This is a genomic window from Stenotrophomonas sp. YJH_SMC_8 (assembly GCF_059371315.1).
This window is the reverse complement of the sequence record NZ_JCAFUL010000007.1, coordinates 119331-143445: the sequence shown is the minus strand read 5'-3', so window position 1 is coordinate 143445 and position 24115 is coordinate 119331. Positions and strand designations below refer to the sequence as shown.

General features: G+C 66.7%; 19 protein-coding genes and 2 pseudogenes. 11 read left to right on the top strand and 10 right to left on the bottom strand.

What is annotated here, in order from left to right; translation table 11 throughout:
- The first annotated feature begins 1 nt into the window (after position 1).
- Genes AC5P88_RS10825 through AC5P88_RS10815 form a run of 3 tightly spaced genes read left to right on the top strand, consistent with a single transcriptional unit; the run spans position 2 to position 4810 of the window.
- Complete coding sequence (locus AC5P88_RS10825; protein ID WP_495225016.1) at positions 2–1165, top strand: isovaleryl-CoA dehydrogenase; 1164 nt, start codon at positions 2–4, stop codon at positions 1163–1165.
- A gap of 10 nt (positions 1166–1175) precedes the next feature.
- A complete protein-coding gene (locus tag AC5P88_RS10820; protein ID WP_495225015.1) occupies positions 1176–2786 on the top strand; it encodes a carboxyl transferase domain-containing protein in 1611 nt (536 codons plus the stop codon).
- Between the two features lie 8 nt (positions 2787–2794).
- Entirely contained in the window at positions 2795–4810 is a 2016-nt protein-coding gene (locus AC5P88_RS10815) for an acetyl/propionyl/methylcrotonyl-CoA carboxylase subunit alpha (protein WP_495225014.1), read from the top strand.
- 21 nt (positions 4811–4831) lie between these two features.
- On the opposite strand, the gene AC5P88_RS10810 is transcribed toward AC5P88_RS10815, so the two are convergent.
- Positions 4832–6001: a putative peptide maturation dehydrogenase gene (locus tag AC5P88_RS10810; RefSeq protein ID WP_106548771.1), complete on the bottom strand. Its 1170-nt coding sequence runs from the start codon at positions 5999–6001 to the stop codon at positions 4832–4834.
- Positions 6002–6143: 142 nt separating this feature from the next.
- On the opposite strand from AC5P88_RS10810, the gene AC5P88_RS10805 reads away from it, so the two are divergent.
- Positions 6144–6449, top strand: coding sequence for an NHLP-related RiPP peptide (locus AC5P88_RS10805; RefSeq protein WP_106548770.1), 306 nt, complete (start codon positions 6144–6146; stop codon positions 6447–6449).
- On the opposite strand, the gene AC5P88_RS10800 is transcribed toward AC5P88_RS10805, so the two are convergent.
- From AC5P88_RS10800 to aceB, 4 genes are all read right to left on the bottom strand, one after another.
- On the bottom strand, positions 6422–8959 hold the full coding sequence (locus tag AC5P88_RS10800; protein ID WP_106548769.1) for a putative peptide modification system cyclase: 2538 nt from the start codon (positions 8957–8959) through the stop codon (positions 6422–6424). The genes AC5P88_RS10805 and AC5P88_RS10800 overlap by 28 nt on opposite strands.
- 17 nt (positions 8960–8976) lie before the next feature.
- Complete coding sequence (locus AC5P88_RS10795) at positions 8977–10017, bottom strand: GGDEF domain-containing protein (protein ID WP_106548768.1); 1041 nt, start codon at positions 10015–10017, stop codon at positions 8977–8979.
- Positions 10018–10433: 416 nt separating this feature from the next.
- Entirely contained in the window at positions 10434–11735 is a 1302-nt protein-coding gene (aceA, locus tag AC5P88_RS10790) for an isocitrate lyase (protein ID WP_004153647.1), read from the bottom strand.
- Positions 11736–11799: 64 nt separating this feature from the next.
- Positions 11800–13422, bottom strand: a complete 1623-nt coding sequence (aceB, locus tag AC5P88_RS10785; protein WP_495225013.1) for a malate synthase A — start codon at positions 13420–13422, stop codon at positions 11800–11802.
- Positions 13423–13532: 110 nt separating this feature from the next.
- Between aceB and AC5P88_RS10780 the strand changes: the two genes are divergently transcribed.
- From AC5P88_RS10780 to AC5P88_RS10765, 4 genes and pseudogenes are all read left to right on the top strand, one after another.
- Positions 13533–14501 carry a LysR family transcriptional regulator gene (locus AC5P88_RS10780; RefSeq protein ID WP_024956234.1) on the top strand — a complete coding sequence of 323 codons (969 nt, stop codon included), beginning with the start codon at positions 13533–13535 and terminating at the stop codon, positions 14499–14501.
- Positions 14502–14877: 376 nt separating this feature from the next.
- The gene (locus AC5P88_RS10775; protein ID WP_164146538.1) at positions 14878–15795 is read left to right on the top strand and encodes a LysR family transcriptional regulator; all 918 of its coding nucleotides are present in this window, start codon (positions 14878–14880) and stop codon (positions 15793–15795) included.
- A gap of 270 nt (positions 15796–16065) precedes the next feature.
- A pseudogene (locus tag AC5P88_RS10770) lies at positions 16066–16179 on the top strand (LysR family transcriptional regulator); the annotation flags it as partial.
- A gap of 462 nt (positions 16180–16641) precedes the next feature.
- A pseudogene (locus tag AC5P88_RS10765) lies at positions 16642–16755 on the top strand (LysR family transcriptional regulator); the annotation flags it as partial.
- An 83-nt stretch (positions 16756–16838) separates the two neighbouring features.
- Here AC5P88_RS10765 and AC5P88_RS10760 read toward each other — a convergent pair.
- Both AC5P88_RS10760 and lepB read right to left on the bottom strand, forming a co-directional pair.
- Positions 16839–18095: an MFS transporter gene (locus AC5P88_RS10760; RefSeq protein ID WP_495225012.1), complete on the bottom strand. Its 1257-nt coding sequence runs from the start codon at positions 18093–18095 to the stop codon at positions 16839–16841.
- 123 nt (positions 18096–18218) lie between these two features.
- A complete protein-coding gene (gene lepB / locus AC5P88_RS10755) occupies positions 18219–18845 on the bottom strand; it encodes a signal peptidase I (RefSeq protein ID WP_495225011.1) in 627 nt (208 codons plus the stop codon).
- Positions 18846–19101: 256 nt separating this feature from the next.
- Between lepB and AC5P88_RS10750 the strand changes: the two genes are divergently transcribed.
- The gene (locus AC5P88_RS10750; protein WP_049429790.1) at positions 19102–19503 is read left to right on the top strand and encodes a hypothetical protein; all 402 of its coding nucleotides are present in this window, start codon (positions 19102–19104) and stop codon (positions 19501–19503) included.
- A gap of 3 nt (positions 19504–19506) precedes the next feature.
- The gene (locus AC5P88_RS10745; protein ID WP_004153636.1) at positions 19507–19953 is read left to right on the top strand and encodes a 3-dehydroquinate dehydratase; all 447 of its coding nucleotides are present in this window, start codon (positions 19507–19509) and stop codon (positions 19951–19953) included.
- 116 nt (positions 19954–20069) lie between these two features.
- Here the strand turns inward: AC5P88_RS10745 and dcp are convergent, their stop codons facing one another.
- From dcp to arfB, 3 genes are all read right to left on the bottom strand, one after another.
- On the bottom strand, positions 20070–22226 hold the full coding sequence (dcp, locus tag AC5P88_RS10740) for a peptidyl-dipeptidase Dcp (RefSeq protein WP_295571258.1): 2157 nt from the start codon (positions 22224–22226) through the stop codon (positions 20070–20072).
- A 111-nt stretch (positions 22227–22337) separates the two neighbouring features.
- Entirely contained in the window at positions 22338–22898 is a 561-nt protein-coding gene (locus AC5P88_RS10735; protein ID WP_249337006.1) for a lysophospholipid acyltransferase family protein, read from the bottom strand.
- A gap of 46 nt (positions 22899–22944) precedes the next feature.
- Positions 22945–23376, bottom strand: coding sequence for an alternative ribosome rescue aminoacyl-tRNA hydrolase ArfB (gene arfB / locus AC5P88_RS10730; RefSeq protein WP_049429794.1), 432 nt, complete (start codon positions 23374–23376; stop codon positions 22945–22947).
- A gap of 133 nt (positions 23377–23509) precedes the next feature.
- Here arfB and AC5P88_RS10725 point away from each other — a divergent pair, with 133 nt between their 5' ends.
- Positions 23510–24037, top strand: a complete 528-nt coding sequence (locus AC5P88_RS10725; protein WP_005407643.1) for a DUF2059 domain-containing protein — start codon at positions 23510–23512, stop codon at positions 24035–24037.
- Positions 24038–24115: the final 78 nt, after the last annotated feature.

Genomic DNA, 24115 nt, shown 5'->3' with positions numbered 1-24115 from the left:
AATGCACGTGCCATCCCTGAACTTCGATCTTGGCGAAGACATCGACCTGCTGCGCCAGAGCGTGGCCCATTTTGCCGCCGCCGAGGTCGCACCGCTGGCCGCCGAGGCCGATGCCACCAACCAGTTCCCGCTGGCCCTGTGGCCCAAGCTGGGCGAACAGGGCCTGCTCGGCCTCACCGTGGAGGAAGCATACGGCGGCACCGGCATGGGTTACCTGGCCCACGTGGTGGCGATGGAAGAAATCTCGCGCGCCTCCGGCGGCATCGGCCTGTCCTATGGCGCGCACTCCAACCTGTGCGTGAACCAACTGCGCAAGAACGGCAACGAGGAACAGAAGCAGCGCTTCCTGCCCGACCTGTGCAGCGGCGCCAAGGTCGGCGCGCTGGCGATGAGCGAACCGGGTGCCGGTTCGGACGTGGTGTCGATGAAGCTGCGCGCCGACAAGCGTGGCGACCGCTACGTGCTCAACGGCAACAAGATGTGGATCACCAACGGCCCGGATGCCGACGTGCTGGTGGTCTATGCCAAGACCGACATGGACGCCGGCGCCAAGGGCATCACCGCCTTCCTGGTCGAGAAGGGCATGAAGGGCTTCTCCACCGCGCAGAAGCTGGACAAGCTGGGCATGCGTTCCTCGCCCACCTGCGAGCTGGTGTTCCAGGACTGCGAAGTGCCGGAAGAAAACGTACTGGGCCAGGTCGGTGGCGGCGTGCGCGTGCTGATGTCCGGCCTGGACTACGAGCGCGTGGTACTGTCCGGCGGCCCGCTGGGCCTGATGGCTGCGGCGATGGACGTGGTGATGCCATACGTGCACGAGCGTCACCAGTTCGGCGAGGCGATCGGAAGCTTCCAGCTGATCCAGGCCAAGATCGCCGACATGTACGTGGGCCTCGGCGCCTGCCGCGCCTATGTGTATGCCGTGGCGCGCGCCTGCGACCAGGGCCGCACCACCCGCCAGGACGCAGCCGGTGCCATCCTGTATGCCGCCGAGAAGGCCACCTGGCTGACCGGCCAGGCGATCCAGATTCTGGGCGGCAACGGCTACATCAACGAATACCCGACCGGCCGTTTGTGGCGCGACGCCAAGCTGTATGAAATCGGCGCCGGCACCTCGGAGATCCGCCGCATGCTGATCGGCCGCGAACTGTTCCAGCGCACCCTGTAAGGCCACCGCGATGACCGTCCTGAACAGCCAGCTGCAACCGGGCAGCGATACCTTTGAAGCCAACCGCGCGGCCATGCAGGCCGTGGTCGACGACCTGCACGCCACGCTTGCCCGCACCGCACTGGGCGGCAACGAGGCGGCACGCGCCAAGCACACCGCACGCGGCAAGCTGCTGGTGCGCGACCGCATCGACGCCCTGCTCGACCCCGGCAGCGCCTTCCTGGAAATCGCGCCGCTGGCCGCGCACGGCATGTATGAAGACGCCGTGCCTGCCGCTGGCGTGGTGGCCGGCATCGGCCGCGTGAGCGGCGTGGAATGCGTGATCGTGGCCAACGACGCCACGGTCAAGGGCGGCACCTACTACCCGATGACGGTGAAGAAGCACCTGCGCGCGCAGGAGATCGCCGAGCAGAACCACCTGCCCTGCATCTACCTGGTCGACTCCGGCGGCGCGTTCCTGCCGCTGCAGGATGAAGTCTTCCCCGACCGCGACCATTTCGGCCGCATCTTCTACAACCAGGCCAACCTGTCGGCGCAGGGCATTCCGCAGATCGCCTGCGTGATGGGCAGCTGCACCGCCGGTGGCGCCTACGTGCCGGCGATGAGCGACGAGACGGTAATCGTGCGCGAACAGGGCACCATCTTCCTGGGCGGCCCGCCGCTCGTGAAGGCGGCCACCGGTGAAGTGGTTACCGCCGAGGAACTGGGCGGTGCCGACGTGCATACGCGCATTTCCGGCGTGGCCGACCACATGGCCGACAACGACCTGCAGGCGCTGGCGCGGGTACGCGCGATCATCGCCCAGCTGAACTGGCGCAAGCCGGAACCGGCGATGGCAGTGCAGCCGCCCGAGGAACCGCTGCTGCCGGCGCATGAACTGTATGGCGTGATTCCCGCCGATACGCGCAAGCCCTACGACGTGCGCGAAGTGATCGCGCGGCTGGTCGATGGCTCGCGCTTCGACGAGTTCAAGCCGCGCTACGGTGCAACGCTGGTCACCGGCTTCGCACATCTGAACGGCTACCCGATCGGCATCATCGCCAACAACGGCATCCTATTCTCCGAGTCGGCACTGAAGGGCGCGCACTTCATCGAGCTGTGCACCCAGCGCAACATCCCGCTGGTATTCCTGCAGAACATCACCGGCTTCATGGTCGGCCGCAAGTACGAACAGGGCGGCATCGCCAAGGACGGCGCCAAGCTGGTGATGGCGGTGGCCTGCGCCAGGGTGCCCAAGTTCACCGTGGTGATCGGTGGTTCGTTCGGTGCCGGCAACTACGGCATGTGCGGCCGTGCGTACTCGCCGAACTTCCTGTGGATGTGGCCGAACGCGCGCATCGGCGTGATGGGCGGCGAGCAGGCGGCCAGCGTGCTGGCCACGGTCAAGCGCGATGGCATCGAAGCCAAGGGCGGGCAGTGGCCGGCAGCGGAGGAAGACGCGTTCAAGGCGCCGATCCGCGACCAGTTCGAACAGCAGGGCCACCCGTATTACGCCAGCGCGCGCCTGTGGGACGACGGCGTGATCGATCCGGCCGACACCCGCCGCGTACTGGCCCTGGCGCTGTCGGCCAGCCTCAACGCCGCCCCACAGCAGACGCGCTTCGGCGTGTTCCGCATGTAACCCATGCCATGACCGAGCACGCTCCCATGAAGCCCGTTGCCATGTTCACCAAAGTCCTGATCGCCAACCGCGGCGAAATCGCCTGTCGCGTCATCGCCACCTGCCGCCGCCTCGGCATCGCCACCGTGGCGGTGTACTCCGATGCCGACCGCAACGCGCGCCACGTGCGCCTGGCCGACGAAGCCATCCACATCGGCCCGGCCGCCGCGCGTGAGAGTTACCTGCGCGGCGATGCCCTGCTCGATGCCGCACGCGCGACCGGCGCGCAGGCCATCCACCCCGGCTACGGCTTCCTGTCCGAGAATGCCGACTTCGCCGACGCCTGCGCCGCCGCCGGCATCACCTTCATCGGCCCGCCGGCCAGCGCCATCCGCGCGATGGGTGACAAGAGCGCGGCCAAGGCGCTGATGGCCAAGGCCGGCGTGCCGCTGACCCCGGGCTACCACGGCGACCAGCAGGCACCGGACTTCCTGCGCGCGCAGGCCGATGCCATCGGTTACCCGGTGCTGATCAAGGCCAGCGCTGGCGGCGGCGGCAAGGGCATGCGCAAGGTCGAGCGCAGCGAGGACTTCGTCGATGCACTGGCCAGCTGCCAGCGCGAGGCGGCCTCGGCCTTCGGCAACGACCACGTGCTGGTGGAAAAGTACGTCGAGCGCCCGCGCCACATCGAGATCCAGGTGTTCGGCGATTCCCACGGTGATGCGGTCTACCTGTTCGAGCGCGACTGCTCGGTGCAGCGCCGCCACCAGAAGGTGCTGGAAGAAGCCCCGGCACCGGGCATGAGCGCCGAGCGCCGTGCAGCGATGGGCAAGGCCGCGGTCGATGCCGCGCGCGCGGTGGGCTACGTCGGGGCAGGCACGGTGGAGTTCATTGCCGGCCCGGACGGCGATTTCTACTTCATGGAAATGAATACCCGCCTGCAGGTGGAACATCCGGTCACCGAGTTCATCACGGGCACCGACCTGGTGGAATGGCAGCTGCGCGTGGCCGGTGGCCAGCCGATGCCGCTGCGCCAGGAACAGCTGGCCATCCACGGCCATGCCATCGAAGCACGCCTGTATGCCGAAGATGCCGACCGCGGCTTCCTGCCCTCCACCGGCACCCTGCGCCGCCTGCGCCTGCCGACGCCCTCGGCGAACGTGCGCGTGGATACCGGCGTGGAGGAAGGCGACAGCATCACCCCGTACTACGACCCGATGATCGCCAAGCTGATCGTCTGGGACGTGGACCGCGAGGCCGCGCTGCGCCGCATGAGCCAGGCCCTGGCCGACTGCCAGGTGGTGGGCGTGACCACCAATGCCGGTTTCCTGCGTCGCCTGGTGAACACCGATTCGTTCGCCAATGCGAAGCTGGACACCGCGCTGATCGAACGCGAACAGGCGGCGTTGAGTCGCGTGGGCGACAGCGACGATGCACTGTGGCTGCTGGCGGCGGTGGCTGCCGTGACCAGCACCGCAGGAGCCATCACCGATGCCCGCGACCCGCATTCGCCATGGCAGGCACAGGACGGCTGGCGCCTCGGCGCATCCGCCCCGCGCGTGCTGCCGCTGCAGCAGGGCGAGCGCCGGCACACGCTGAAGGTGTGGCCGCAGGCCGATGGCTGGCGCGTGCAGTGCGACGACGCAGCACCGGTGCAGGTGATCGGCAGGGCCGATGCACAGAGCCTGGCGGCACAGCTGGGCCAGCGCCGCTGGACTCTGCAGCTGCTGCGCGAAGGCGACCAGCTGTACCTGTTCGGCGCCGACGGCCAGCACCGCTTCACCCTGCATGATCCGGTGGGCGAGTCGGACCACGCCGTGGCCGATGCCGGCAGCCTGCTGGCGCCGATGCCGGGCAAGATCGTTGCCACGCTGGTCGCCGCCGGTACCGAGGTCAAGCGCGGCACACCCCTGGTGGTGCTGGAAGCGATGAAGATGGAGCACACCCTGCAGGCACCGGCCGACGGTACGGTGAAGGGCTACCGCGCCAAGGCCGGCGACCAGGTGGGTGATGGCGCGGTGCTGGTGGACTTCGAAGCGGCGTGATGTGGCAGAGGCCGCGCGGGGTCAGCCCGCGCGGTCTTCAAGGTTCCAGATCACGCCTGCCGGGTCCAGCTCGCTGGTCGTCATCCGTGATGCACGCCATCCGAAACCGCAGACCGCGAGCACCCCCTCATTGATCGTGTCCAGGCCCAGGGCTCGTTCGATCGGCTTTTCGTTGATCGCCGCAGTAATGAATGCTCCCAGGCCGGCATCCGTGGCCGCCAGATACAGCGTCTGCGATAGATGTCCCGCCTCCATCGCGACAACCCGATAGCTTTTCCCATGCTGACGATACTTCCAGTACGTCCTGTTGAAACGCGGGGCCAGGATCACCAGCACATGCGCATCCGCAAACCAGTGCTGCTGCCCGACCATGGACATCACGAAGTCGCGATCGATGGCCACGGGGCAATCAATCGGCATCAGTCCGTGGCCCTGCGCTCGATAGAGATACATGCCGGCAGCAAGTCCATTGACATTGCGCACCAGCACGTAGGCTTCGACAGGATGCAGTCCGCCGCCTGAGGGTACGTTCTTCTTCAGGAACACCAGATCATCGCCTTCTCGCTGGCAGCTGCTGCTGCCGAATGCCCGCTGCAGCATCTGGCTCAGCAGGGGCAGTGGCAGTGGTCGGGTGACATCGAAGTTCCGGCAGGTGACGCGCCGTGCCAGCAGTGCGTCGAAATCGTTGGACTGCTGAGGCGGCAGTGGTACCAACCCTGCTTCGGCAGCGGCAGCGTGCGGTGGGGGCGCTCCCAACGTCCTGCGCATCTGCGAGGCTGTTTCGATCTGTGATTCACGCATGTTGCGAACGGCGTCAACATCCTCCCAGCGTGAGAAGGCATGCATGACCGCAGCCAGCGGGTGCCAATGCGTTGCACGCAGCCGCTCATCACGAGCGGCAACATCGTCATCCTGTCCGCGGGTCAGCACCAGGCCACTGGCAATCAGCAGGTCCATCGCAGGTGAACAGGCCTTCTCTGCCTCAAGCGTGGTCCATGCACTTGGGCTCAGGCTTCCCAGCAGTGCCTGTGCCGTGGCGTCCAGCACCACCGGCGCATCCAGGTGAGGGGCGAGTGCCTCCCAGGCAAGCGTGCGCACCAGGCCATCACCACCGCGCAGCAGGCCTTCAAGCTCAAACCGGATCTGCTCGGTGGGCTGTACCACTACGATCGCGCAGCGCCTGACATCCATCGGATCAGCCTTCCTTCATCGTGAATCCACGTTATCGAACCGCGGCCCGATTCCTTTACATCTTCCGCTCTACTCTCTCAAGAACCGGTTTGCCAGGCCGACATCACTACTGCCCCTCGACACTCCATGGATGCAGGACACAATGCCCACGTTGACGCTCTCGCTGCCGGTCGCCAGGACGCTGGTTCAGCGCCTCGCCACCGATGACACCTTCCGCCAGCTCTTCGCCACCGACACGGCCGCCGCGATACTGCTGGCTGGACACGTTCCATCCGACCCGGCTGATCTTCAGCAGTTCGTCCAGGATTGCTGCAAGAACATCTGCCTGGCGGAGAAGGACGTCATCGCACAGGCCGAAGACCAGATCATCGCCATGCTGACCAGTGGTACCGGCTACTCCGTGCCGATGCTTGAGGACGGTTACGGCTCGCCGCGCACGCTGCGCTGAGGCACCGAGGCCACGGTGTCGGCAGCCTCACTTGCCGGCGCCGCCATGAGCCTCCTCACATCCACTACATTCAGTGCCTGCAGGCAGAAGCTGCATTGCGCTTCCGCGTATGCAAATCCGGGGCGATCACGTAGCCAGCGCGTCTGCTCCTGGGCAACATCCTTCAGCCCTGCCTCCAGCGCCAGGTCACGCACCGCCAGCCGTACCTGCAGGCGTGGCTGCTTCTTCAGCAGCGGTACGAGCAGGTCCAGCCCGGCTTGGGGCTGGCCCTCATGCTGCATCATCCGCCCGGCCAACAGGGTGACGTACTGGCGCAACACACTGCTGTCAGGAAGATCCTGAAGCGCCTTCATCCGGGCCTGGACCGCCCTGGCCGGTGCGGCATCGCCCAGTCTCAGCGCCAGCAAGGCTGCCGCATGTGCTGCAACCAGACGATCCACTACCTCCACCGCCGGTTCGCCGCTCAGCTCTGCGAACGGCGCCGTCGCGGACGCGCGCGCCACCATCAAGGCTTTCGACTTTCTGCCGGCCATCATGTAGGCGACTGCCAGGGGCATGTCGAAGTTGTACCGATCCATGCCCTGGCGCCGCGCGGCAAGCATCCTCCCCTGTTCGGCGAGCTTGATGGCGCCCTCGACATCGCCTTGGTCAAGCGCAATCGTGGTGGCGAAATTACCAGCATGGAAGTTGTTTGGGTCGATCCGCCCAAGCAACGCATTGGCCTTCTCGAACTCGGCACGCGCTGCCGCCACCGTTGCCTGGCGCATCAATGCACCTTCCCAACCATTGCTGGCGGCACGGCTGAACGCGATGTCAGCCTCTGCGTAGCGCTCGCTGGCCAGCAAGGCGCGGCCGTACTGGTCCTGCGCGATCTCAGGCAGCTCGACCCTGCTTTGTGCAACGCGCTTGGAAAGCGCCAAGGCCTCGGCAAGGCGGTTCTCGTGGAAAAGATTCAGGCCGGCGTTGTAGCTTGCAGGCATGTAATCCGGATACAGCTCTGCCATGCGCGCCCAGCCATCGGTGGCACGATCCGGATCACCGATCTGCAGCGCCCAGTTCTGCACATACAGACGCTCGCGTGGCGTAAGGTGTCCTGATCGACGGTCGGCCTCTTCCAGCAGACGCTTGGCATCGTGGTAGTTCATCATGGCGAAGCGACAGCGGGCTTGGCCCAGCCATGCCAGGGCGAACTCAGGATCGACCTGGATCGCCTGCCCGAAGAACGCCATCGCGCCGTTGAAATCTCCGCGGCTGTAGCGCTTCTGGCCCAAGGCAAACGCACGCAGCGCATCCATGCTGCCCGTGGTCACCTCCGGCAGGGATTGGCTGTCGCGCTGGATCAATGCGGGCTCTTCGCCCAGGCGATCGCGCAGCTGGCGCGAAACATCGTCCACCGCCGCCAGTACCGCACCCGCCTTCGCATCGGCGGATACCACGGCCAGGGTGCGCAGCGTCGACGGCTCGACCACCTCCACGCTGAAGCGGGTGCGGCCGCCGATATCGGTAGCCGATGGCACGAACACCAGGCGGGCGCCCGTGCGTACCGCAACAGCGGCGGCATCGCCGCGTTCGCGGACGCCGCCATCCAGCGGTTTCCGCATCATCTCAAGGGTGCGGCCGACGCGATCGTCACTGACGACGTTGACGTAGCGGGACTGCTCGAGACTGATCCGGAACGCCTGGTCCAGGGCGTCATCAAGCAGGCGATTGCCGGTGAGGTTATGCAGCCCACCGAGCACCACCCAATCGCGTTCAGCGAACGCGATTGCCGGCTGTGGCCGGGTCAGCAACCAGACGCCAAGCACTGCGGCCAGCAGCACAGCAGCCTGCGCCGCCATCGCCAGTGGACGGCGCCACAACGGAAGATCACGCCGGGCCTTGGCCGTGTGCCGCAGCCGCCCCGGCGTGGGCATGCCCGCCGCCTGCACGCCGTAGACTTCGGCAGGCTGGCTCACGCCCTTGAAGCGCCAGCGCCCGAATGATCGCCATTGCAGGCCTTCAGCCATCGCGCCCAGCGACCCACTGGAGCGACGCACGATGGATTCGGCCACCGCCGAAAGCAGGATCTGGCCCGGCCGTGCCAACTGCATCAAGCGCGCCGCCGTCGGCTTGGCCAGGCCTTCGACTTCAATCGCCTTGGCGCCAGCGCGCACTGCCTCGGCGCTGTTCTCCCAGGTGAGCACATCGCCCACATGCAGACCGGCCCGCGCCTGCAGATGGATCTCGTGCCTCTGCCCCAGCGGCTGCAGCCCACGCTGGTAATCCAATGCGAAGCCAAGCGCGTCGATCGGGCGCTCGAACAGCATGAACAACCCGTCGGAGCGATCGATCAGCTGGCCGTTCCAGCGCTGCTGCAACGCCAGCACCAGCCGGTCGTGTTCCTGGAACAGTTCGGCGGCAGCGACATCGCCGATGCGTTCGACCAGCAGCAGCGAGTCACACAGGTCGGTGAACAGCAGGGCGCGCAGTTGCTGGTTGTGCGGCGCCGACGTTCCGTTGTCGCCATTCATCGCCTCTGTCTCCCGATCTAGGGTGAGTCCACTGCGTCTGCCCAACGCAGGCAGTTGCCACCATCACGCTTGGCCTGGTACAGCGCACGGTCCGCGCTGGCGTACCACTCGCTCCAGCCCGCATCCGGGTCCAGCAGGCTGGCGCCGATGCTGACCAGGCTGACGTGCGGCGTGCCGTGGCTGCGTTCGAGCAGGCCGTGTACCGCGCTGAGGATGAACTCGGCCGCGTGCTGCACGATCTCGTGGTTGCCACGACGCAGGATCAGGCAGAACTCGTCACCGCCGAGCCGGCAGGCCAGGTCCTGCTCGCCGGCCATCGAGCGCAGGATGTTGCCCATGCTCTGCAGCACGCGATCGCCGGCCTGGTGGCCATGGCGGTCATTGATCTGCTTGAAGCGGTCGCAGTCGATCAGCAGCAGCGCCTGCGGCAGCCCACTGCCATCTGCGCGGCATTCCTGCAGGTACAGGGTGAGGCCACGGCGGTTGTGCAGTCCGGTCAGTTCATCGGTACGCACCAGCTCACGGGTGTGGGTCAGCTGGTGGGTGGTGATGTACAGGTTGTCCAGCGCGGTTTCCAGGTCATGGTTGCGCCGGCGCAGCTGGCTGATCAGGGCCTGTTCGTTGGTCAGCACGCGCATGATCGTGCGGCGCAGGAAGTAGGCGACCAGGCCCGGATCGGATTCGACCAGGCGATGGAAGTCGGCGGGCCCCAGCTCAAGCACCTCGCAGTCCACCAGGGCGCGCGCACTGGCGCTGCGCGGGTGATCACCCACCAGCAGGCCCAGCTCACCGAAGAACTCCTGCTGCCCGAGGGTCTTGATCACCAGGTCCTCGCCGAAGTCCAGTTCGATCTGGCCTTCCAGGATCACGTACATGCGCTCGCCACGATGCCCGCGCTGGAACAGCCACTGTCCGGCATGAAGCTTGCATGGACGGGCAAATCTGGCGAACAATGCGACCTCGGCATCGGACAGCAGCGCATGCACGATCTCGGCCATCGCCACCCGGGCGATACCTGACGTCACATCACTGTTCTCGGCCGCACCCCTGCCGGTCATTCCCTGCACCCGCCGCCAGCGTCCCCTGGTGAGCCGCGGAGCATAGCACCGCTTTAAAATGTGCGCCCTATCTCATTTTGAGCCTTGTGGTCCGCTTTCCCGATGTGAAGGCGCGCGGTGGCCGTTCTGCCCGCCACGGTCCAGGGAAAAGTCGTTCCGGATCAATCTGATGGCCACCTTCACAGGGTTTCGGCCAAGTTGCCGGGCTGTGGGGTGCGCCGGATTGACGCTGCATGCGTTCATCGCGTTTCCATCGATACAACAACGCCGGCAGGTCCCCCGACCGGCCGGCGTTGTCTGGCCCTTCCCTGGCCACCCTGATCGCTCTGAGGCCCGGTAGTGCCGGCCGCTGGCCGGCAACCACCTGGACCTCGGGAACATCTACGGGTTGCCGGCCAGTGGCCGGCACTACCCGCTCAGGCAGCGCGTTCGCTGCGGCCGCCGTGGAACTGCTCTTCCTCGGTGGAGCCGGTCAGTGCGGTGGTCGAGGACTGGCCCTGCTGGATCGCCTGGGTCACGGCATCGAAGTAGCCGGTGCCGACCTCGCGCTGGTGCTTGACCGCAGTGAAGCCACGCTCGGCCGCTTCGAACTCGGCCTCCTGCAGTTCCACGAACGCGCTCATCTGGCGGCGTGCATAGCCGTGGGCCAGGTTGAACATGCCGTAGTTCAGCGCGTGGAAGCCGGCCAGGGTGATGAACTGGAACTTGTAGCCGTAGCTGCCCAGCTCGCGCTGGAACTTCGCGATCGTTGCGTCGTCCAGGTTCTTCTTCCAGTTGAAGCTGGGCGAGCAGTTGTAGGCAAGCAGCTTGCCGGGGAACTTCGCATGGATCGCCTCGGCGAACTTGCGGGCGAACTCCAGGTCCGGCTTGCCGGTCTCGCACCACACCAGGTCGGCATAGGGCGCGTAGGCCAGGCCGCGGCTGATCGCCTGGTCCAGGCCATTGCGGGTCTTGTAGAAGCCTTCCACGGTGCGTTCGCCGGTGGCGAACGGCTTGTCGTTGCCGTCGATGTCGCTGGTCAGCAGGTCGGCGGCTTCGGCGTCGGTACGCGCCACCAGCAGGGTCGGCACGCCCAGCACGTCGGCAGCCAGGCGCGCGGCGTTGAGCTTCTCGATCGCCTCTCGGGTCGGCACCAGCACCTTGCCGCCCATGTGGCCGCACTTCTTCACCGAGGCCAGCTGGTCCTCGAAGTGCACGCCGGCGGCGCCAGCCTCGATCATCGCCTTCATCAGCTCGAACGCGTTGAGCACGCCGCCGAAACCGGCTTCGGCGTCGGCCACGATCGGCTGCAGGAAGTCGATGTCATCCTTGCCTTCGGCGTGGTGCAGCTGGTCGGCGCGCAGCAGCGTGTTGTTGATGCGCTTGACCACCGCCGGCACCGAATCAGCCGGGTACAGCGACTGGTCCGGATACATCTGGCCGGCCAGGTTGGCGTCGGCCGCCACCTGCCAGCCGGACAGGTAGATCGCCTTCAGCCCGGCCTTGACCTGCTGCATGGCCTGGTTGCCGGTCAGGGCACCCAGCGCGTTGACGAACTCGCGCTCATGCAGCGATGCCCACAGCTTCTCCGCGCCCAGGCGGGCCAGCGAATGCTCGATGTGGACGGTGCCGCGCAGGCGCACCACGTCAGCGGCGCTGTAGTTGCGCTGGATGCCTTCCCAGCGCGGGTTGGTGTCCCAGTCGTGCTGGATCTGTTCGGCAGTGGGCAGCTTGCTCATGTCTTTCTCCAGTTCGGTTCGTGCGTGCAGCGGGGAGGGAAACGGCGGGATTGCGGGCAGTCGGTCAGTCGATGCGCGCGTAGGCCGGCAGAGTCAGGAAATCGGTCAATTCGTTGCTGCGGCTCAGTTCGGCCAGCAGGGCGATGGCTTCGCCGATGCGGGCGCCACCGGGCAGCGCGGCGGTATCGCCCAGCCGCGCCGGCAGCTGCGCCAGCGTGGAATCCAGCAGGGCCAGGTCGATCGCGGTGCCATCGTCCAGTTGCTGGCCCGGCGTATGCAGCCACTGCCACAGCTGGCTGCGGCTGATCTCGGCGGTGGCCGCGTCCTCCATCAGGTGATGGATCGGCACGCAGCCGTTGCCATCCAGCCACGCCGCCAGATAGCGCACGCAGACTTCCACGTTGCCTTCGAAACCGGCGCGGGTGATGGTGCCCGGCGGACGCGCGATCAGCTCATCGCGGCCGACGCGCACATCCTGGCGCAGCACGCTGTGCTGGTTCGCACCGGGCATATGTTCGTCGAAGATCGCCATCGCCACCGGAATCAGCGCCGGGTGCGCGACCCAGGTACCGTCATGGCCGGCGGTGACTTCGCGCAGCTTGTCGGCGCGCACGCGGGCCATCGCCTGCTCGTTGGCGGCGGCATCGTTGTTGATCGGGATCTGCGCGGCCATGCCGCCCATCGCATGCGCGCCCCGGCGATGGCAGGTCTGGATCAGCAGCTCCGAATAGGCCTTCAGGAACGGCTGTGTCATGGTCACCTGACCGCGCTCGGGCAGCACGCGGTCGGCGTGGCGGCGGAAGGTCTTCAGGTACGAGAAGATGTAATCCCAGCGCCCGCAGTTCAGGCCGACGATGCGGTCACGCAGCGCGTGCAGGATCTCGTCCATCTCGAACACCGCCGGCAGTGTTTCGATCAGCACGGTCACCTTGATCTGGCCGTGCGGCAGGCCGAGCATGCCTTCGATGTGCGACAGCGCGGTCTCCCACAGCGCGGCCTCTTCCATGCTCTGCAGCTTGGGCAGGTAGAAGTACGGGCCGCGGTCATTGCCCTGCAGGGTGCGGGCGTTGTGGAAGGCGAACACCGCCGCGTCGAACAGGCCACCGGCCAGCGGCTGGCCGTCAATGGCCACGTGCTTTTCGTCCAGGTGCCAGCCGCGCGGGCGCACGATCAGCACCGCCTGCTCGTCGTAGGGGCGCAGGCGGTAGTGCTTGCCATTGGGTGCGGTGTACTCCAGATCACCGCGCACCGCCGCCGCCAGCGACTGCTGACCCGCCAGCAGGTTGCGCCAGGTCGGCGAGGTCGAATCCTCGAAGTCGGCCATGAACACCTTGGCGCCCGAGTTCAGCGCGTTGATGACCATCTTCGGGTCGGTCGGGCCGGTGATCTCGACGCGGCGATCCTGCAGCGCGGCCGGCAGCGGCGCGACGGTCCAGTCGCCGCTGCGGATGGCGGCAGTGTCTTCGCGGAAATCCGGCAGGCCGCCCTGGTCGAAGAACGCCTGGCGCTCGCGGCGGGCCTGCAGCCGTGCCTGCCGGCCCGGTTCCACCGCACGGTGCAGCGACACCAGCAGGGCCAGCAGCGGCGCCGGCAGCACGGTGTCCTGGCCGGCCACACGGGTCGCCAGGGCGATGCCGGGGGTAGCCTTGCTGGCAGGGGTGGGAACAGCGGAAGCGACGGCGGACATGGGGCGACTCCAGCGATGGGGGAACGTCTCCACGGTGCCGCTGGGACTGAGTATTTGGCAAAACAGTTTTTGCAATGCTCTACATAAATTGTGCTAATACTTGTGACGCCATGACCACGCGCCCCTCGCCAAGTCCGCGTTTTTCCTACAAATCCGACCGGTTGAAGCCGCTGCGCGCGTTCTGCCAGACGGTGCGCCTGGGTTCGGTCTCACGGGCTGCTGAGGCGCTGTTCGTCAGCCAGCCGGCCATCAGCCTGCAGTTGCAGGCGTTGGAGCGTGAGTTGGGGGTGCCCCTGTTCGAGCGCAGTGGGCGACGCCTGGTGCCCAGCCGTGAGGGCCAGCTGTTGTATGAAATGGCGCAGCCACTGGTGGAGAACCTGGATGGGCTGGAGGCGCGTTTCCGCGACAAGGTGCGCGGCCTGGACGCGGGCGAACTGAACATCGCCGCCAACAGTTCCACCATCCTGTACCTGCTGCCGAAGATCGTCGAACGCTTCCGCCTGCACCACCCGGACGTGCGCCTGACCCTGCACAACGCGATCAGCGCCGACGGCACCGACCTGCTGCGCGAGGATGCCGCCGACCTGGCGATCGGCTCGATGACCGACGTACCGGCCGATCTCAGCTACGCCCCGGCGTACCGCTTCGAGCAGGTGCTGATCGCGCCGCACGATCATCCGCTGGCCAGTGGCGGCGAGCTGGAGCTGGCCGACATTGCGCGCTACCCGCTGGTGCTGCCGCCGAAGCGGCAGATCACTTACCGGCTGGTCGACCAGGTCTTCCAGCGCCATCGCATCGCCTACACGGTGGCGCTGGAGGTCGGCGGCTGGGAGGTGATCAAGCAATACGTGGCGATGGGCATGGGCATTTCCATCGTGCCGGCGCTGTGCCTGAACGAGGCCGACCGCGAGCGGCTGGCGGCGCGGTCGATGAAGCGCTGGTTCCCGGAACGCAGCTACGGGGTGATCGTGCGGCGCGGCAAGGCGTTGTCGGCGCAGGCGCGGGCATTCATCGAGCTGATCCAGCCGGAGTTGTTCAGCCCGCGCGATTACGACCAGAGCGGGCATTCGGAGCGGTGAGGGGTGTTCGGCAGGGCTGCGCCCTGCACCTGCAAAGGCCAGAGCAACAGCCGAAGCAACAGCAACAGCAAGCTATCCGTGTGATGGCGGGGTGGGTCCGGTGGCGGGGGACGCCGTAAACCCGTCCTTGGGGGCTTGGCCGCGGCATCCATGCCGCGGACACCCCCACAACCGGACCCACCCCGCCTTCGACAGTTTTGCGCAGTCTGTCTGGATGACATGGCCTGCTCTGGGTGGGTGTCGACCTTGGTCGACACAGTAGATCCACGCCATGCGTGGATGCCTTCGATCTACCGGGGTCAGAGCCCGCCGCTGCGCAACGGGATCTGACCCCACTTCCGACCCATTTACGGCTGGCGATGAATAGACTGGCCCCATGCCGATCGAACTCCGCCACCTGCGTTACTTCCTTGCCGTCGCCGATACGCTGCACTTCGGCCAGGCGGCCGAGCGGCTGGGGATGTCGCAACCGCCGCTCAGCCAGCAGATCCGCCAGCTGGAAGACCTGATAGGTGCGCGCCTGTTCGTACGAAGCCATCGCCGCGTGCAGCTGACGCCTGCGGGCGAGCTGCTGCAGGAACGTGCACGCGCCATCGTGCAGCAGGTGGAAACCGCGGTGGACGAGGTGCAGCGTGCGCAGCGCGGTGAGCAGGGCGAACTGCACATTGGCCTGACCCGCGCCACGCCGCTGTCGCCGCAGATTCCGCGTTCGATCCTGCATTACCGCCAGCAGTATCCGCAGGTGCGCTTGCAGCTGAGCGAGATGAACACGCTGCAGCAGATCGACGCGCTGCTCGACGGTTCACTGGACGTCGGCATCATCCGCAAGCGCGCGCTGCCGGCGGAACTGGTGGCACACAGCCTGTTCGTCGATCCGCTGGCGCTGATCGTGCATGCCGACCATCCTGCCCTGCGCAGACTGTCGAAGCAGGGCACGCTGTCGCTGCGCGACTTCGCGCAGGAGCCGTTCGTGGCGTTCCGCCGCAGTGCCGGTGCGGGTATCCACGACCATATGATCGCGTTGTGCGCGGCTGCCGGATTCACACCGCGCATCGTGCAGGAGGCGGGTGAAGCCTCGACGCTGATCAGTCTGGCCGCCGCGGGCCTGGGTGCGGCGATCCTGCCGTCGTCGTGCGATCACATCCGCGTGGAAGGCGCGCGCTTCGTGGCGCTGGCCGACGCCGGCGCACATTCGGAAGTGCAGCTGGCGTGGCGTCGCGAAGGGGTGACGCCGTTGATCCGCAATTTCGCCACCCTGCTGCGCGGGGCGTTCGCCGGTAGAGTCGACTGTTAGTCGACTATCGCGCGCAGCGCGGGGCTTTTGCGGTCTGATGGAAGAGCAGTCGACTGACAGTCGACTCTACCTCGGCAGGCGTCGGTGCTATCGGAAGTGCGGCTTGCCTGGCATCGCGAACGGATAACGCCGTTGATCCGCAATCTCGCCACGCTGCTGCGCGGGGCGTTCGCCGGTAGAGTCGACTGTTAGTCGACTAACGCGCGCAGCGCGGGGTTTTCGCGACCTGATCGAAGAGCAGTCGACTAACAGTCGACTCTACCTCGGCAGGCGTCGGTGCTATCGGAAGTGCAGCTGGCGTGGCACCGCGAGCGGGTGACGCCGTTGATCCGCAATTTCGCCACGCTGCTGCGCGGGGCGTTCGCCGGTAGAGTCGACTGTTAGTCGACTATCGCGCGCAGCGCGGGGTTTTCGCGGTCTGATCGAAGAGCAGTCGACTGACAGTCGACTCTACCTCGGCAGGCGTCACCACCATCGGAGGTGCAGCTGGCCTGGCATCTCGAGCGGGTAACGCCGTTGATCCGCAATTTCGCCACACTGCTGCGCGGGGCGTTCGCCGGTAGAGTCGACTGTTAGTCGACTAACGCGCGCAGCGCGGGGTTTTCGCGATCTGATCGAAGAGCAGTCGACTGACAGTCGACTCTACCTCGGCAGGCGCCACTACCATCGGAAGTGCAGCTGGCGTGGCATCGCGAACGGATAACGCCGTTGATCCGCAATTTCGCCACACTGCTGCGCGGGGCGTTCGCCGGTAGAGTCGACTGTTAGTCGACTACCGTGCGCAGCGCGGGGTTTTCGCGATCTGATCGAAGAGCAGTCGACTGACAGTCGACTCTACCTCGGCAGGCGTCGGTGCTATCGGAAGTGCAGCTGGCCTGGCATCGCGAGCGAGTGACGCCGTTGATCCGCAATTTCGCCACGCTGCTGCGCGGGGCGTTCGCCGGTAGAGTCGACTGTTAGTCGACTAGCGCGCGCAGCGCGGGGCTTTTGCGGTCTGACGGAAGAGCAGTCGACTCTACCAAGGCAAGCGCAACTCCACAGGATCAGGCCGTAACCGGCTGCGGCGCACGCTGCTGCAGCGCCCAGACGATGCCACCACCGATCAGGGTCAACACGGCGGCGAACGCACAGACGCCAAGCCAGTCCCAGGCGGCATAGGCCAGCCCACCCACGCCGCCCAGCACGCTGGACCCCAGGTAGTAGGCAAACAGGTACAGCGCCGACGCTTCGGCGCGCATCGCACCGGCGCGGCTGCCGACCCAGCTGCTGGCGACCGAGTGGCCACCGAAGAAGCCGAACGTCACCAGCGCGATACCCAGCGCCATCGTGCTCAGCCACGGCATCGCCAGCAGCGCGATGCCGGCGCCGATCAGCGCGAACGAGATCGACAGGATGCGGCCGCGGCCGTAGCGCGTGGCCTGCTGGCCCATCCACGCCGAACTGAAGGTGCCCACCAGATAGACGCTGAAGATGAGCCCGACCACGGTCTGGCTGAGGTGGTAGGGCGGCGCCAGCAGGTGATACCCGAGGTAGTTGTAGAGGGTGACGAACACGCCCATCAGCACGAACGAGGTGGCGAACAGCCACGGCAGGCCCGGGTCGGCGAACAGCGTGCGCCAGCGCGATGGCAACTGGCGCAGGCCATCGCGTCGCGCGCTGAAATGGCGCGAAGGCGGCAGCTGCAGCCACAGCAGCACGGTGCTGGCGATGGCGATGATCGAGACCACGCCGATACCCCAGCGCCAGCCCCAGTGGTCGGCGATGATGCCGGCCAGCAGGCGCCCGCTCATGCCACCGATGGCGTTGCCGCCGATGTACAGGCCCATCGCCAGGCCCAGCGCGCGGCTGTCCATTTCCTCGACCAGATAGGTCATCGCCACCGCCGGTACGCCGCTCAGCGCCAGGCCGAGCAGGGTGCGCAGCACCAGCAGCGTGGTCCAGTCGTCCACCAGCGCCGTGCTCAGCGACAGCATGGCCGAGGCCAACAGCGCGGCGATCATCAACGGGCGGCGCCCGATCGCATCGGACAACAGGCCGGCCAGCAGCATCGCCACCGCCAACGTGCCAGTGGTCAGCGACAGCGACATCGCACTACCGGCGGCGGACACGCCGAAGTGGCGGCTGAACTCGGGCAGCAGCGGCTGCACCGTGTACAGCAGGCCGAAGGTGGAGAAGCCAGCCAGGAACAGCGCCAACGCGGTGCGGCGGAAGGCCGGCGTGCCCTGCTGGATGCGGGTCTCGGCGCCGGAATCGGCAGTGCGGGGGCGGCGTTCGACGGCCGCCGCAGTTTCGCCAGTCATGGGATCGATGGGCCGGTGGGGACGGCCGGGCGTGGGAGGGAACGGGCCTAGACTAGGCCCGCCCATCCAGTCGATCCATAACCTGATAGGTCAGGATTGATACGCGAAAAGTATCAATTCAGCTTACAGGCGCTGCCACTCGAAGCCGTCGCCACGGCGGTAGTACACCGCCACCGCCCGGCCGTAGACCTTGTCGGCGTCGACGAAGCCGAAGAAGCGGCCATCGAAGCTGTTGCCGCGGTGGTCGCCCAGCACCAGCACCTTCCCGGCCGGCACCACCAGATCGGCGATGTCCGGACCACCGCCCATGTCCAGGTCGAGGTGGGCGCGACGCTCACCGAAGGCTTCCACGTCCTGCAGGTCGGCCATCTGCAGCGGCTGGCCGTTGATGCTCAGGTGTCCCTCGCGCATCTGCACGTGGTCCCCCGCCACCGCCGCCACGCGCTTGATCAACCGGGTGCCATCGGCCGGCGAATCGAACACCGCCACTTCGCCGCGCTGCGGCGTGCCGGTGGACATCAGTTCCTTGTTGGTGAACGGCAGGCGCAGGCCGTAGGCACGCATGTCCACCACCACCCGGTCACCGGGCTGCAGGGTCGGCTGCATCGAGCCGCTGGGCACCACGTAGTGGTTGGCCAGGGTATCGCGGGCGGCGGCCAACAGGCCGAGCATCACCAGCAGCGGCAACGCCTCCTTCTTCAGCCAGGCCAGCGCTCGTTCGGAAAAGGGAGGGCGGGCAACAGCATCCATCGCAGGCTCCAGGTAGGTGGTAGATGCATCAGACCACACATGGGGGGAGAGGTTCCCGCGCCGGCTTGTTGTAGAGCCGAGCCCGCGCTCGGCTGCTCTTCGAGCGTCGGCGCACGCCAGCCGAGCGTAGGCTCGGCTCTACAGGAAGGGTTACGCAGGTTTTACGCGTGGGGCCGGCTCCGGGCATCGCACCTTTACGGCTGCCGCGCGCATCGTGTGCCCACCGCGCCGCAGGGCGCATTCCGCAAGGTGTTGTATGACCCTCCTGGTGATCCGCCACGCATCTTCGTCGGCGCCACGCCCGCAATTGCCGGCGCAGCTGGCCGGCCATCGCGTGCTGTGCAGCGACTGCGCCAGCCTGTCCGAAGTACGCCAGTGCCTGTGCCAGCCGCAGGCGCGTTCAGCCGACTGGGTACTGCTGGATGTCGGCGTGGCCGACGAAGCGCAATGGCAGGCCGAGGGCGGTGCGTTGCAGGCGGCGCTGGAACGTCTGCCGGCGCAGTACATCGAGCTGCAGTCGCCCAGCGAGCTTGGCCTGGATGCGCGCCTGCGCCTGCAGCATGGCCCCGCCGCAGTGGTGATCGACCAGCGCAGCCAGCAGGCCGGCTATCCGCTGTCGCTGGCCATCGTCGGTCGCCGCCTGGCGCAGGAGGGCTGAGCCATGTCGATCTTCATCATCCGTGGCCCGGAAGCCGCCGGTGCGTTGATCCGTACCGCCATGCCGCTACCGGCGCCGGTGCTGAAGTCGCTGGTGCATCGTGCGATCGACGCCGGCACCAGCGTGGCGATCCGTGCCTGTGGTTCGGAACAGGAACTGCTGGATGCACTGCGCGTGGCCGACCACAGTCGCGGCGAGGTGACGCTGCTCGATCCAGGTGCGTGTGCCAACAGCCTGCGCCTGCAGCGATTGCTGCCCTACCTGCACAACGCCTACGTGGAAGTACATGACGACGGTGCCGTGGCCGAACCGTGCCTGCCGGCCGGTGTCGGCCAGCGACTGGGCATTGCTGCCGGGTATGGCGCGCAGAGCTATGTGCTGGCGCTGGACATCGCGCTGGATCACCTGGGGCTGGCCGAGCAGGCCAATCGGGTGCACGTGGGGACGTAAACCGCTGGTGTGGAGCCGAGCCCATGCTCGGCTGCATTTCCAGGAAAAACCAGCCGAGCATGGCTCGGCTCTACACAAAGAAGAACGGCGGGGTTTCCCCCGCCGTTTTCTGTTTCTTACTTCAGCCCGCGGAACTTCAGCAGCGGTTCCACCGACGGGTCCTTGCCGCGGAAATCACGGTACAGGGTCGACAGCTCCACGCTGTTGCCGCGCGAGAGGATCTTGTCGCGGAATTCCTGGCCGTTGGCGGCGGTCAGGCCACCGTGTTCGGTGAACCACTGGTAGGCGTCATGATCCAGCACTTCGGCCCAGAAGTAGGCGTAGTAGCCGGCCGAGTAACCGCCACCCCAGATGTGGTCGAAGTAGGTGGTGCGGTAACGCGGCGGCACCTGCGGCAGGTCGACCTTGAACTTCTTCAGCGCGCTGGCTTCAAAGGCGCCGACATCCTGCAGCGGCGCGTCGGCCTTCTGCGTGTGCCAGGCCAGGTCCAGCAGTGCGGCCGACAGGTACTCGGTGGTCGCATAGCCCTGGTTGAAGCTGCGTGCCTTGAGGATCTTGTCGACCAGTTCCTGCGGCATCGCCTCGCCGGTCTTGTAGTGCTTGGCGTAGTTGGCGAACACCTTCGGGTCCAGTGCCCAGTGCTCGTTGAACTGCGAGGGGAACTCGACGAAATCGCGCGAGGTGGCGGTGCCGGCGATCGACGGGTACTTCACGTTGGAGAACATGCCATGCAGTGCGTGGCCGAACTCATGGAACATGGTGGTGACGTCGTCGAAGCTGATCAGCGCAGGCTGGCCGGCGGCCGGCTTGGTGAAGTTGCAGACGTTGTAGACCACCGGCTTGGCACCGGTCAGGCCGTCCTGTTCGACGAACACGTCCATCCAGGCGCCACCGGACTTGCTGTCACGCTTGAAGTAGTCGGTGTAGAACAGGGCCAGCGAGGTGCCGTCCTTGTCGAACACTTCGTACACCTTCATGTCCGGGTTGTAGGTCGGAATGTCGGTACGCGGCTTGAAGGTGATGCCGTACAGCTGGGTGGCGGCGTAGAAGACGCCGTTCTGCAGCACGTTGTCCAGTTCGAAGTACGGCTTGACCTGCGATTCGTCCAGATCGTACTTGGCCTTGCGCACCTGCTCGGCGTAGAAGTCCCAGTCCGAGGCGGCGACCTGGAAGCCGCCCTTCTGCGCGTCGATCACCTTCTGGATCTCGCCGGCTTCGGCACGGGCCTTGGCAGTAGCGGCCGGCACGGTGTCGGTCAGCAGCTTGAGCGCGGCAGCCGGAGTCTTGGCCATCTGGTCGCCCAGCTGGTAGTCGGCGAAGGTGTCGAAGCCAAGCAGCTTGGCCTTCTGGGCACGCAGCTGGGCCAGGCGCTGCACGGTCTGCCGGGTGTCGTTGGCATCGCCGCGCTCGGCGCGGGTTTCCGAAGCCTTCAGCACGGCGGCACGCTGGTCGCGATCGCTCAGCGAACCGAGCACCGGCTGCTGGGTGGTGTTCTGCAGCGGCAGCAGGAACTTGCCATCCAGCTTGCGATCCTTGGCGGCGGCCGCCGCGTTGTTGATCGCGTCCTCGTCCAGGCCGGCCAGCTTGGCCTTGTCGTCAACGACGACGGCGGCTGCAGCAGTGGCCGCTACCAGGCGGGTGTGGAACTGGGTGGAGAGGGTGGTCTCTTCCACGTTGAGCTTGCGCAGCGAGGCCTTGTCGGCGTCGGACAGCTGCGCGCCAGCGCGCACCAGGCCATCGTAGTAATGCTCGACCAGGCGCTTCTGCACCGGATCCAGTTCCAGCGTGTCGCGCTGGTCATAGATCGACTTCACGCGCGCGAACAGCTTCGGATCGAGGTTGATCTCGTCCTGGTGCGCAGCCAGCTTCGGCGCCACCTCTTCCTGGATCTTCTGGCGCGCATCGTTGGTATCGGCCTGGACCAGGCCGAAGAAGATGCGCGACACGCGGTTCAGGGTCTCGCCGCTGCGCTCCATCGCCACGATGGTGTTGTCGAAGGTGGCCGGCTCGCTGCTGTCGGCGATCTTGCGCACGTCGGCCAGGTGCTGGCGCATGCCTTCTTCGAACGCCGGCAGGTAGTCGCTGTCCTTGATCTTGTCGAACTGCGGCGCCTGGAACGGCAGCGTGCTGGCGCTCAACAGCGGATTGGTGGAGGCTTCGGCCGGCTGCTGGGCCGGGGCTTTCTGGGCATCGGACACGGGGGTGGACTCCTTGCCGGAACAGGCCGCCAGCGCCAGGCTGATGGCGGCGGCCAGGACTACGGTACGCGACATGTAAAACGCTCCTTGGGCAGACGGTATGGAATACCAGCCCTCCACCCTACTCCTGTCGCGCTCGCCCGGCATGTGCCGGACGTGGCGTCTATGCGGCGGCCTGCGACCGGCTCAGACCGTGCCGCGGGTCTTGCCGATCCACGGGCGGTAGAACTCGCGGATGGCGGCCATGTCGGCGGCGTCATCGCCGGTCGGCTGGAACAGCGGGCCGATGCCGATGGTCTTTTCCGGGTAATGGAAATAGGCGGCCAGGATCGGCACGTCGGCCATCCGGGCGATCTTCAGGAAGCCGGCCTTCCAGTCCTTCACCGCCTTGCGGGTGCCCTCGGGGGTGATGGCGAACCACATCTTCTCGTTGTTGCGCAGCAGGTCCACCGCCTGGCCTACCGTGCCCTGCGGCGAGCTGCGGTCCAGCGGGATCACGCCCAGCTTGTGCAGCAGCGGCCCCAGCGGCCACCAGAACAGCGAGGCCTTGCCCAGCACCTTCACCTTCATGCCCAGCGCGATCTTGGCCGCCATGCCCCACAGGCCGTCCCAGTTGGACGAGTGCGGGGCGATGATGAAGACCAGCCGCGGAATGTCAGGCAGGGTGCCGGTCACCTTCCAGCCGCCCATGCGCAGGGTGCAGCGCGCCAGCCAGCGCAGGAAGGCGTTGGGTTTGACCTGCGGCATCTGCGGCGGCACGGCCGGCAGCAACGAAGTCGGCTTGTTCAAGCAATCACTCCCAGTCACGTGATGAGCGCCCGCGCTTGATCTGCGCGCGCCCGCGTTTGGCGTCCAGACGACGCAGTTTCGACCCGAGGGTCGGCTTGGTGGCCTTGCGCGGTTTGGGCACGCTCAGCCCGGCCTGGATGAAGGCCGCCAGCCGCTCGCGCGCATCCTCGCGATTGCGATCCTGGGTGCGGAAACGTTGCGCGTCGATGACCAGCACGCCTTCGCCGGTCATGCGCCGGTCACGCCGCGCCAGCAGGCGCTCGCGCAACGGGTCGGGCAACGAGGGCGAGTTGGCCACATCGAAACGCAGTTCCACCGCGGTGGAGACCTTGTTGACGTTCTGGCCACCGGCACCGCTGGCACGCACGAACCGCTCGACGATCTCGCCGTCGGGGATTTCAAGCTGCGCGCTGATGGTGACCGGTCCACTGCCCATCCGCGCATTGTAGCGGCAGCCACGTGTCGGAGTGCGCATCGCGCGCCGTATGCCGCCGATCAGGTACCGAACACGCCGCCTTCGCCTTGGCTGCGGGTATGCTGGCCATCCCATGTACCGCAGGAAGCTTCGCATGACCCGCTCCGCACCCGCCCTGCCGTCCCTGCTGCGCCGCGCCGCCCTGCTGCTGGCGCTGGCCGTGGCCAGCGTCCCCGCCCTGGCCGCACCGCCGACCGACGGCGACATCAACCGCCTGCTCTCGGCCTCGCGCGCGCAGAGCATGATCGACACCATGCTGCCGCAGATCGAAGCGATGCAGCAGCAGCAGTTCCAGCAGGTGGCCGCCCAGCGCCAGCTCAACGCCCAGCAGCAGGAACAGCTGAAACGGATCCAGGCACGGACCAGCCAGACCCTGCGCCAGGCCCTGTCGTGGCAGCAGCTGCGGCCGATGTACGTGGACCTGTACAAGAAGACCTTCAGCAAGGAAGACGTGCTGGCGATGGCCGAGTTCTACGAGAGCGCGGCCGGCCAGAGCCTGCTGGACAAGACCCCGGCGCTGATGCAGAACGTGATGGTAGCGATCCAGGCGCGCATGCAGCCGCTGTTCGCGGACCTGCAGAAGGACCTGGAAGCGATCGTCAACGAGCCGGAAAAGAAGTGACCGGGATTTCCGTAGCGCCCGAGCCCATGCTCGGGCGGCGGCGCGCAGCGCCGTGAAGCGCAGCCGAGCGTGGGCTCG

Coding starts and splice junctions, on each gene's coding strand:
- AC5P88_RS10825 (WP_495225016.1), top strand. CDS start 2: ATGCACGTGCCATCCCTGAACTTCGATCTTGGCGAAGACATCGACCTG.
- AC5P88_RS10820 (WP_495225015.1), top strand. CDS start 1,176: ATGACCGTCCTGAACAGCCAGCTGCAACCGGGCAGCGATACCTTTGAA.
- AC5P88_RS10815 (WP_495225014.1), top strand. CDS start 2,795: ATGACCGAGCACGCTCCCATGAAGCCCGTTGCCATGTTCACCAAAGTC.
- AC5P88_RS10810 (WP_106548771.1), bottom strand. CDS start 6,001: ATGGATGTCAGGCGCTGCGCGATCGTAGTGGTACAGCCCACCGAGCAG.
- AC5P88_RS10805 (WP_106548770.1), top strand. CDS start 6,144: ATGCCCACGTTGACGCTCTCGCTGCCGGTCGCCAGGACGCTGGTTCAG.
- AC5P88_RS10800 (WP_106548769.1), bottom strand. CDS start 8,959: ATGAATGGCGACAACGGAACGTCGGCGCCGCACAACCAGCAACTGCGC.
- AC5P88_RS10795 (WP_106548768.1), bottom strand. CDS start 10,017: ATGACCGGCAGGGGTGCGGCCGAGAACAGTGATGTGACGTCAGGTATC.
- aceA (WP_004153647.1), bottom strand. CDS start 11,735: ATGAGCAAGCTGCCCACTGCCGAACAGATCCAGCACGACTGGGACACC.
- aceB (WP_495225013.1), bottom strand. CDS start 13,422: ATGTCCGCCGTCGCTTCCGCTGTTCCCACCCCTGCCAGCAAGGCTACC.
- AC5P88_RS10780 (WP_024956234.1), top strand. CDS start 13,533: ATGACCACGCGCCCCTCGCCAAGTCCGCGTTTTTCCTACAAATCCGAC.
- AC5P88_RS10775 (WP_164146538.1), top strand. CDS start 14,878: ATGCCGATCGAACTCCGCCACCTGCGTTACTTCCTTGCCGTCGCCGAT.
- AC5P88_RS10760 (WP_495225012.1), bottom strand. CDS start 18,095: ATGACTGGCGAAACTGCGGCGGCCGTCGAACGCCGCCCCCGCACTGCC.
- lepB (WP_495225011.1), bottom strand. CDS start 18,845: ATGGATGCTGTTGCCCGCCCTCCCTTTTCCGAACGAGCGCTGGCCTGG.
- AC5P88_RS10750 (WP_049429790.1), top strand. CDS start 19,102: ATGACCCTCCTGGTGATCCGCCACGCATCTTCGTCGGCGCCACGCCCG.
- AC5P88_RS10745 (WP_004153636.1), top strand. CDS start 19,507: ATGTCGATCTTCATCATCCGTGGCCCGGAAGCCGCCGGTGCGTTGATC.
- dcp (WP_295571258.1), bottom strand. CDS start 22,226: ATGTCGCGTACCGTAGTCCTGGCCGCCGCCATCAGCCTGGCGCTGGCG.
- AC5P88_RS10735 (WP_249337006.1), bottom strand. CDS start 22,898: ATGCCGCAGGTCAAACCCAACGCCTTCCTGCGCTGGCTGGCGCGCTGC.
- arfB (WP_049429794.1), bottom strand. CDS start 23,376: ATGGGCAGTGGACCGGTCACCATCAGCGCGCAGCTTGAAATCCCCGAC.
- AC5P88_RS10725 (WP_005407643.1), top strand. CDS start 23,510: ATGACCCGCTCCGCACCCGCCCTGCCGTCCCTGCTGCGCCGCGCCGCC.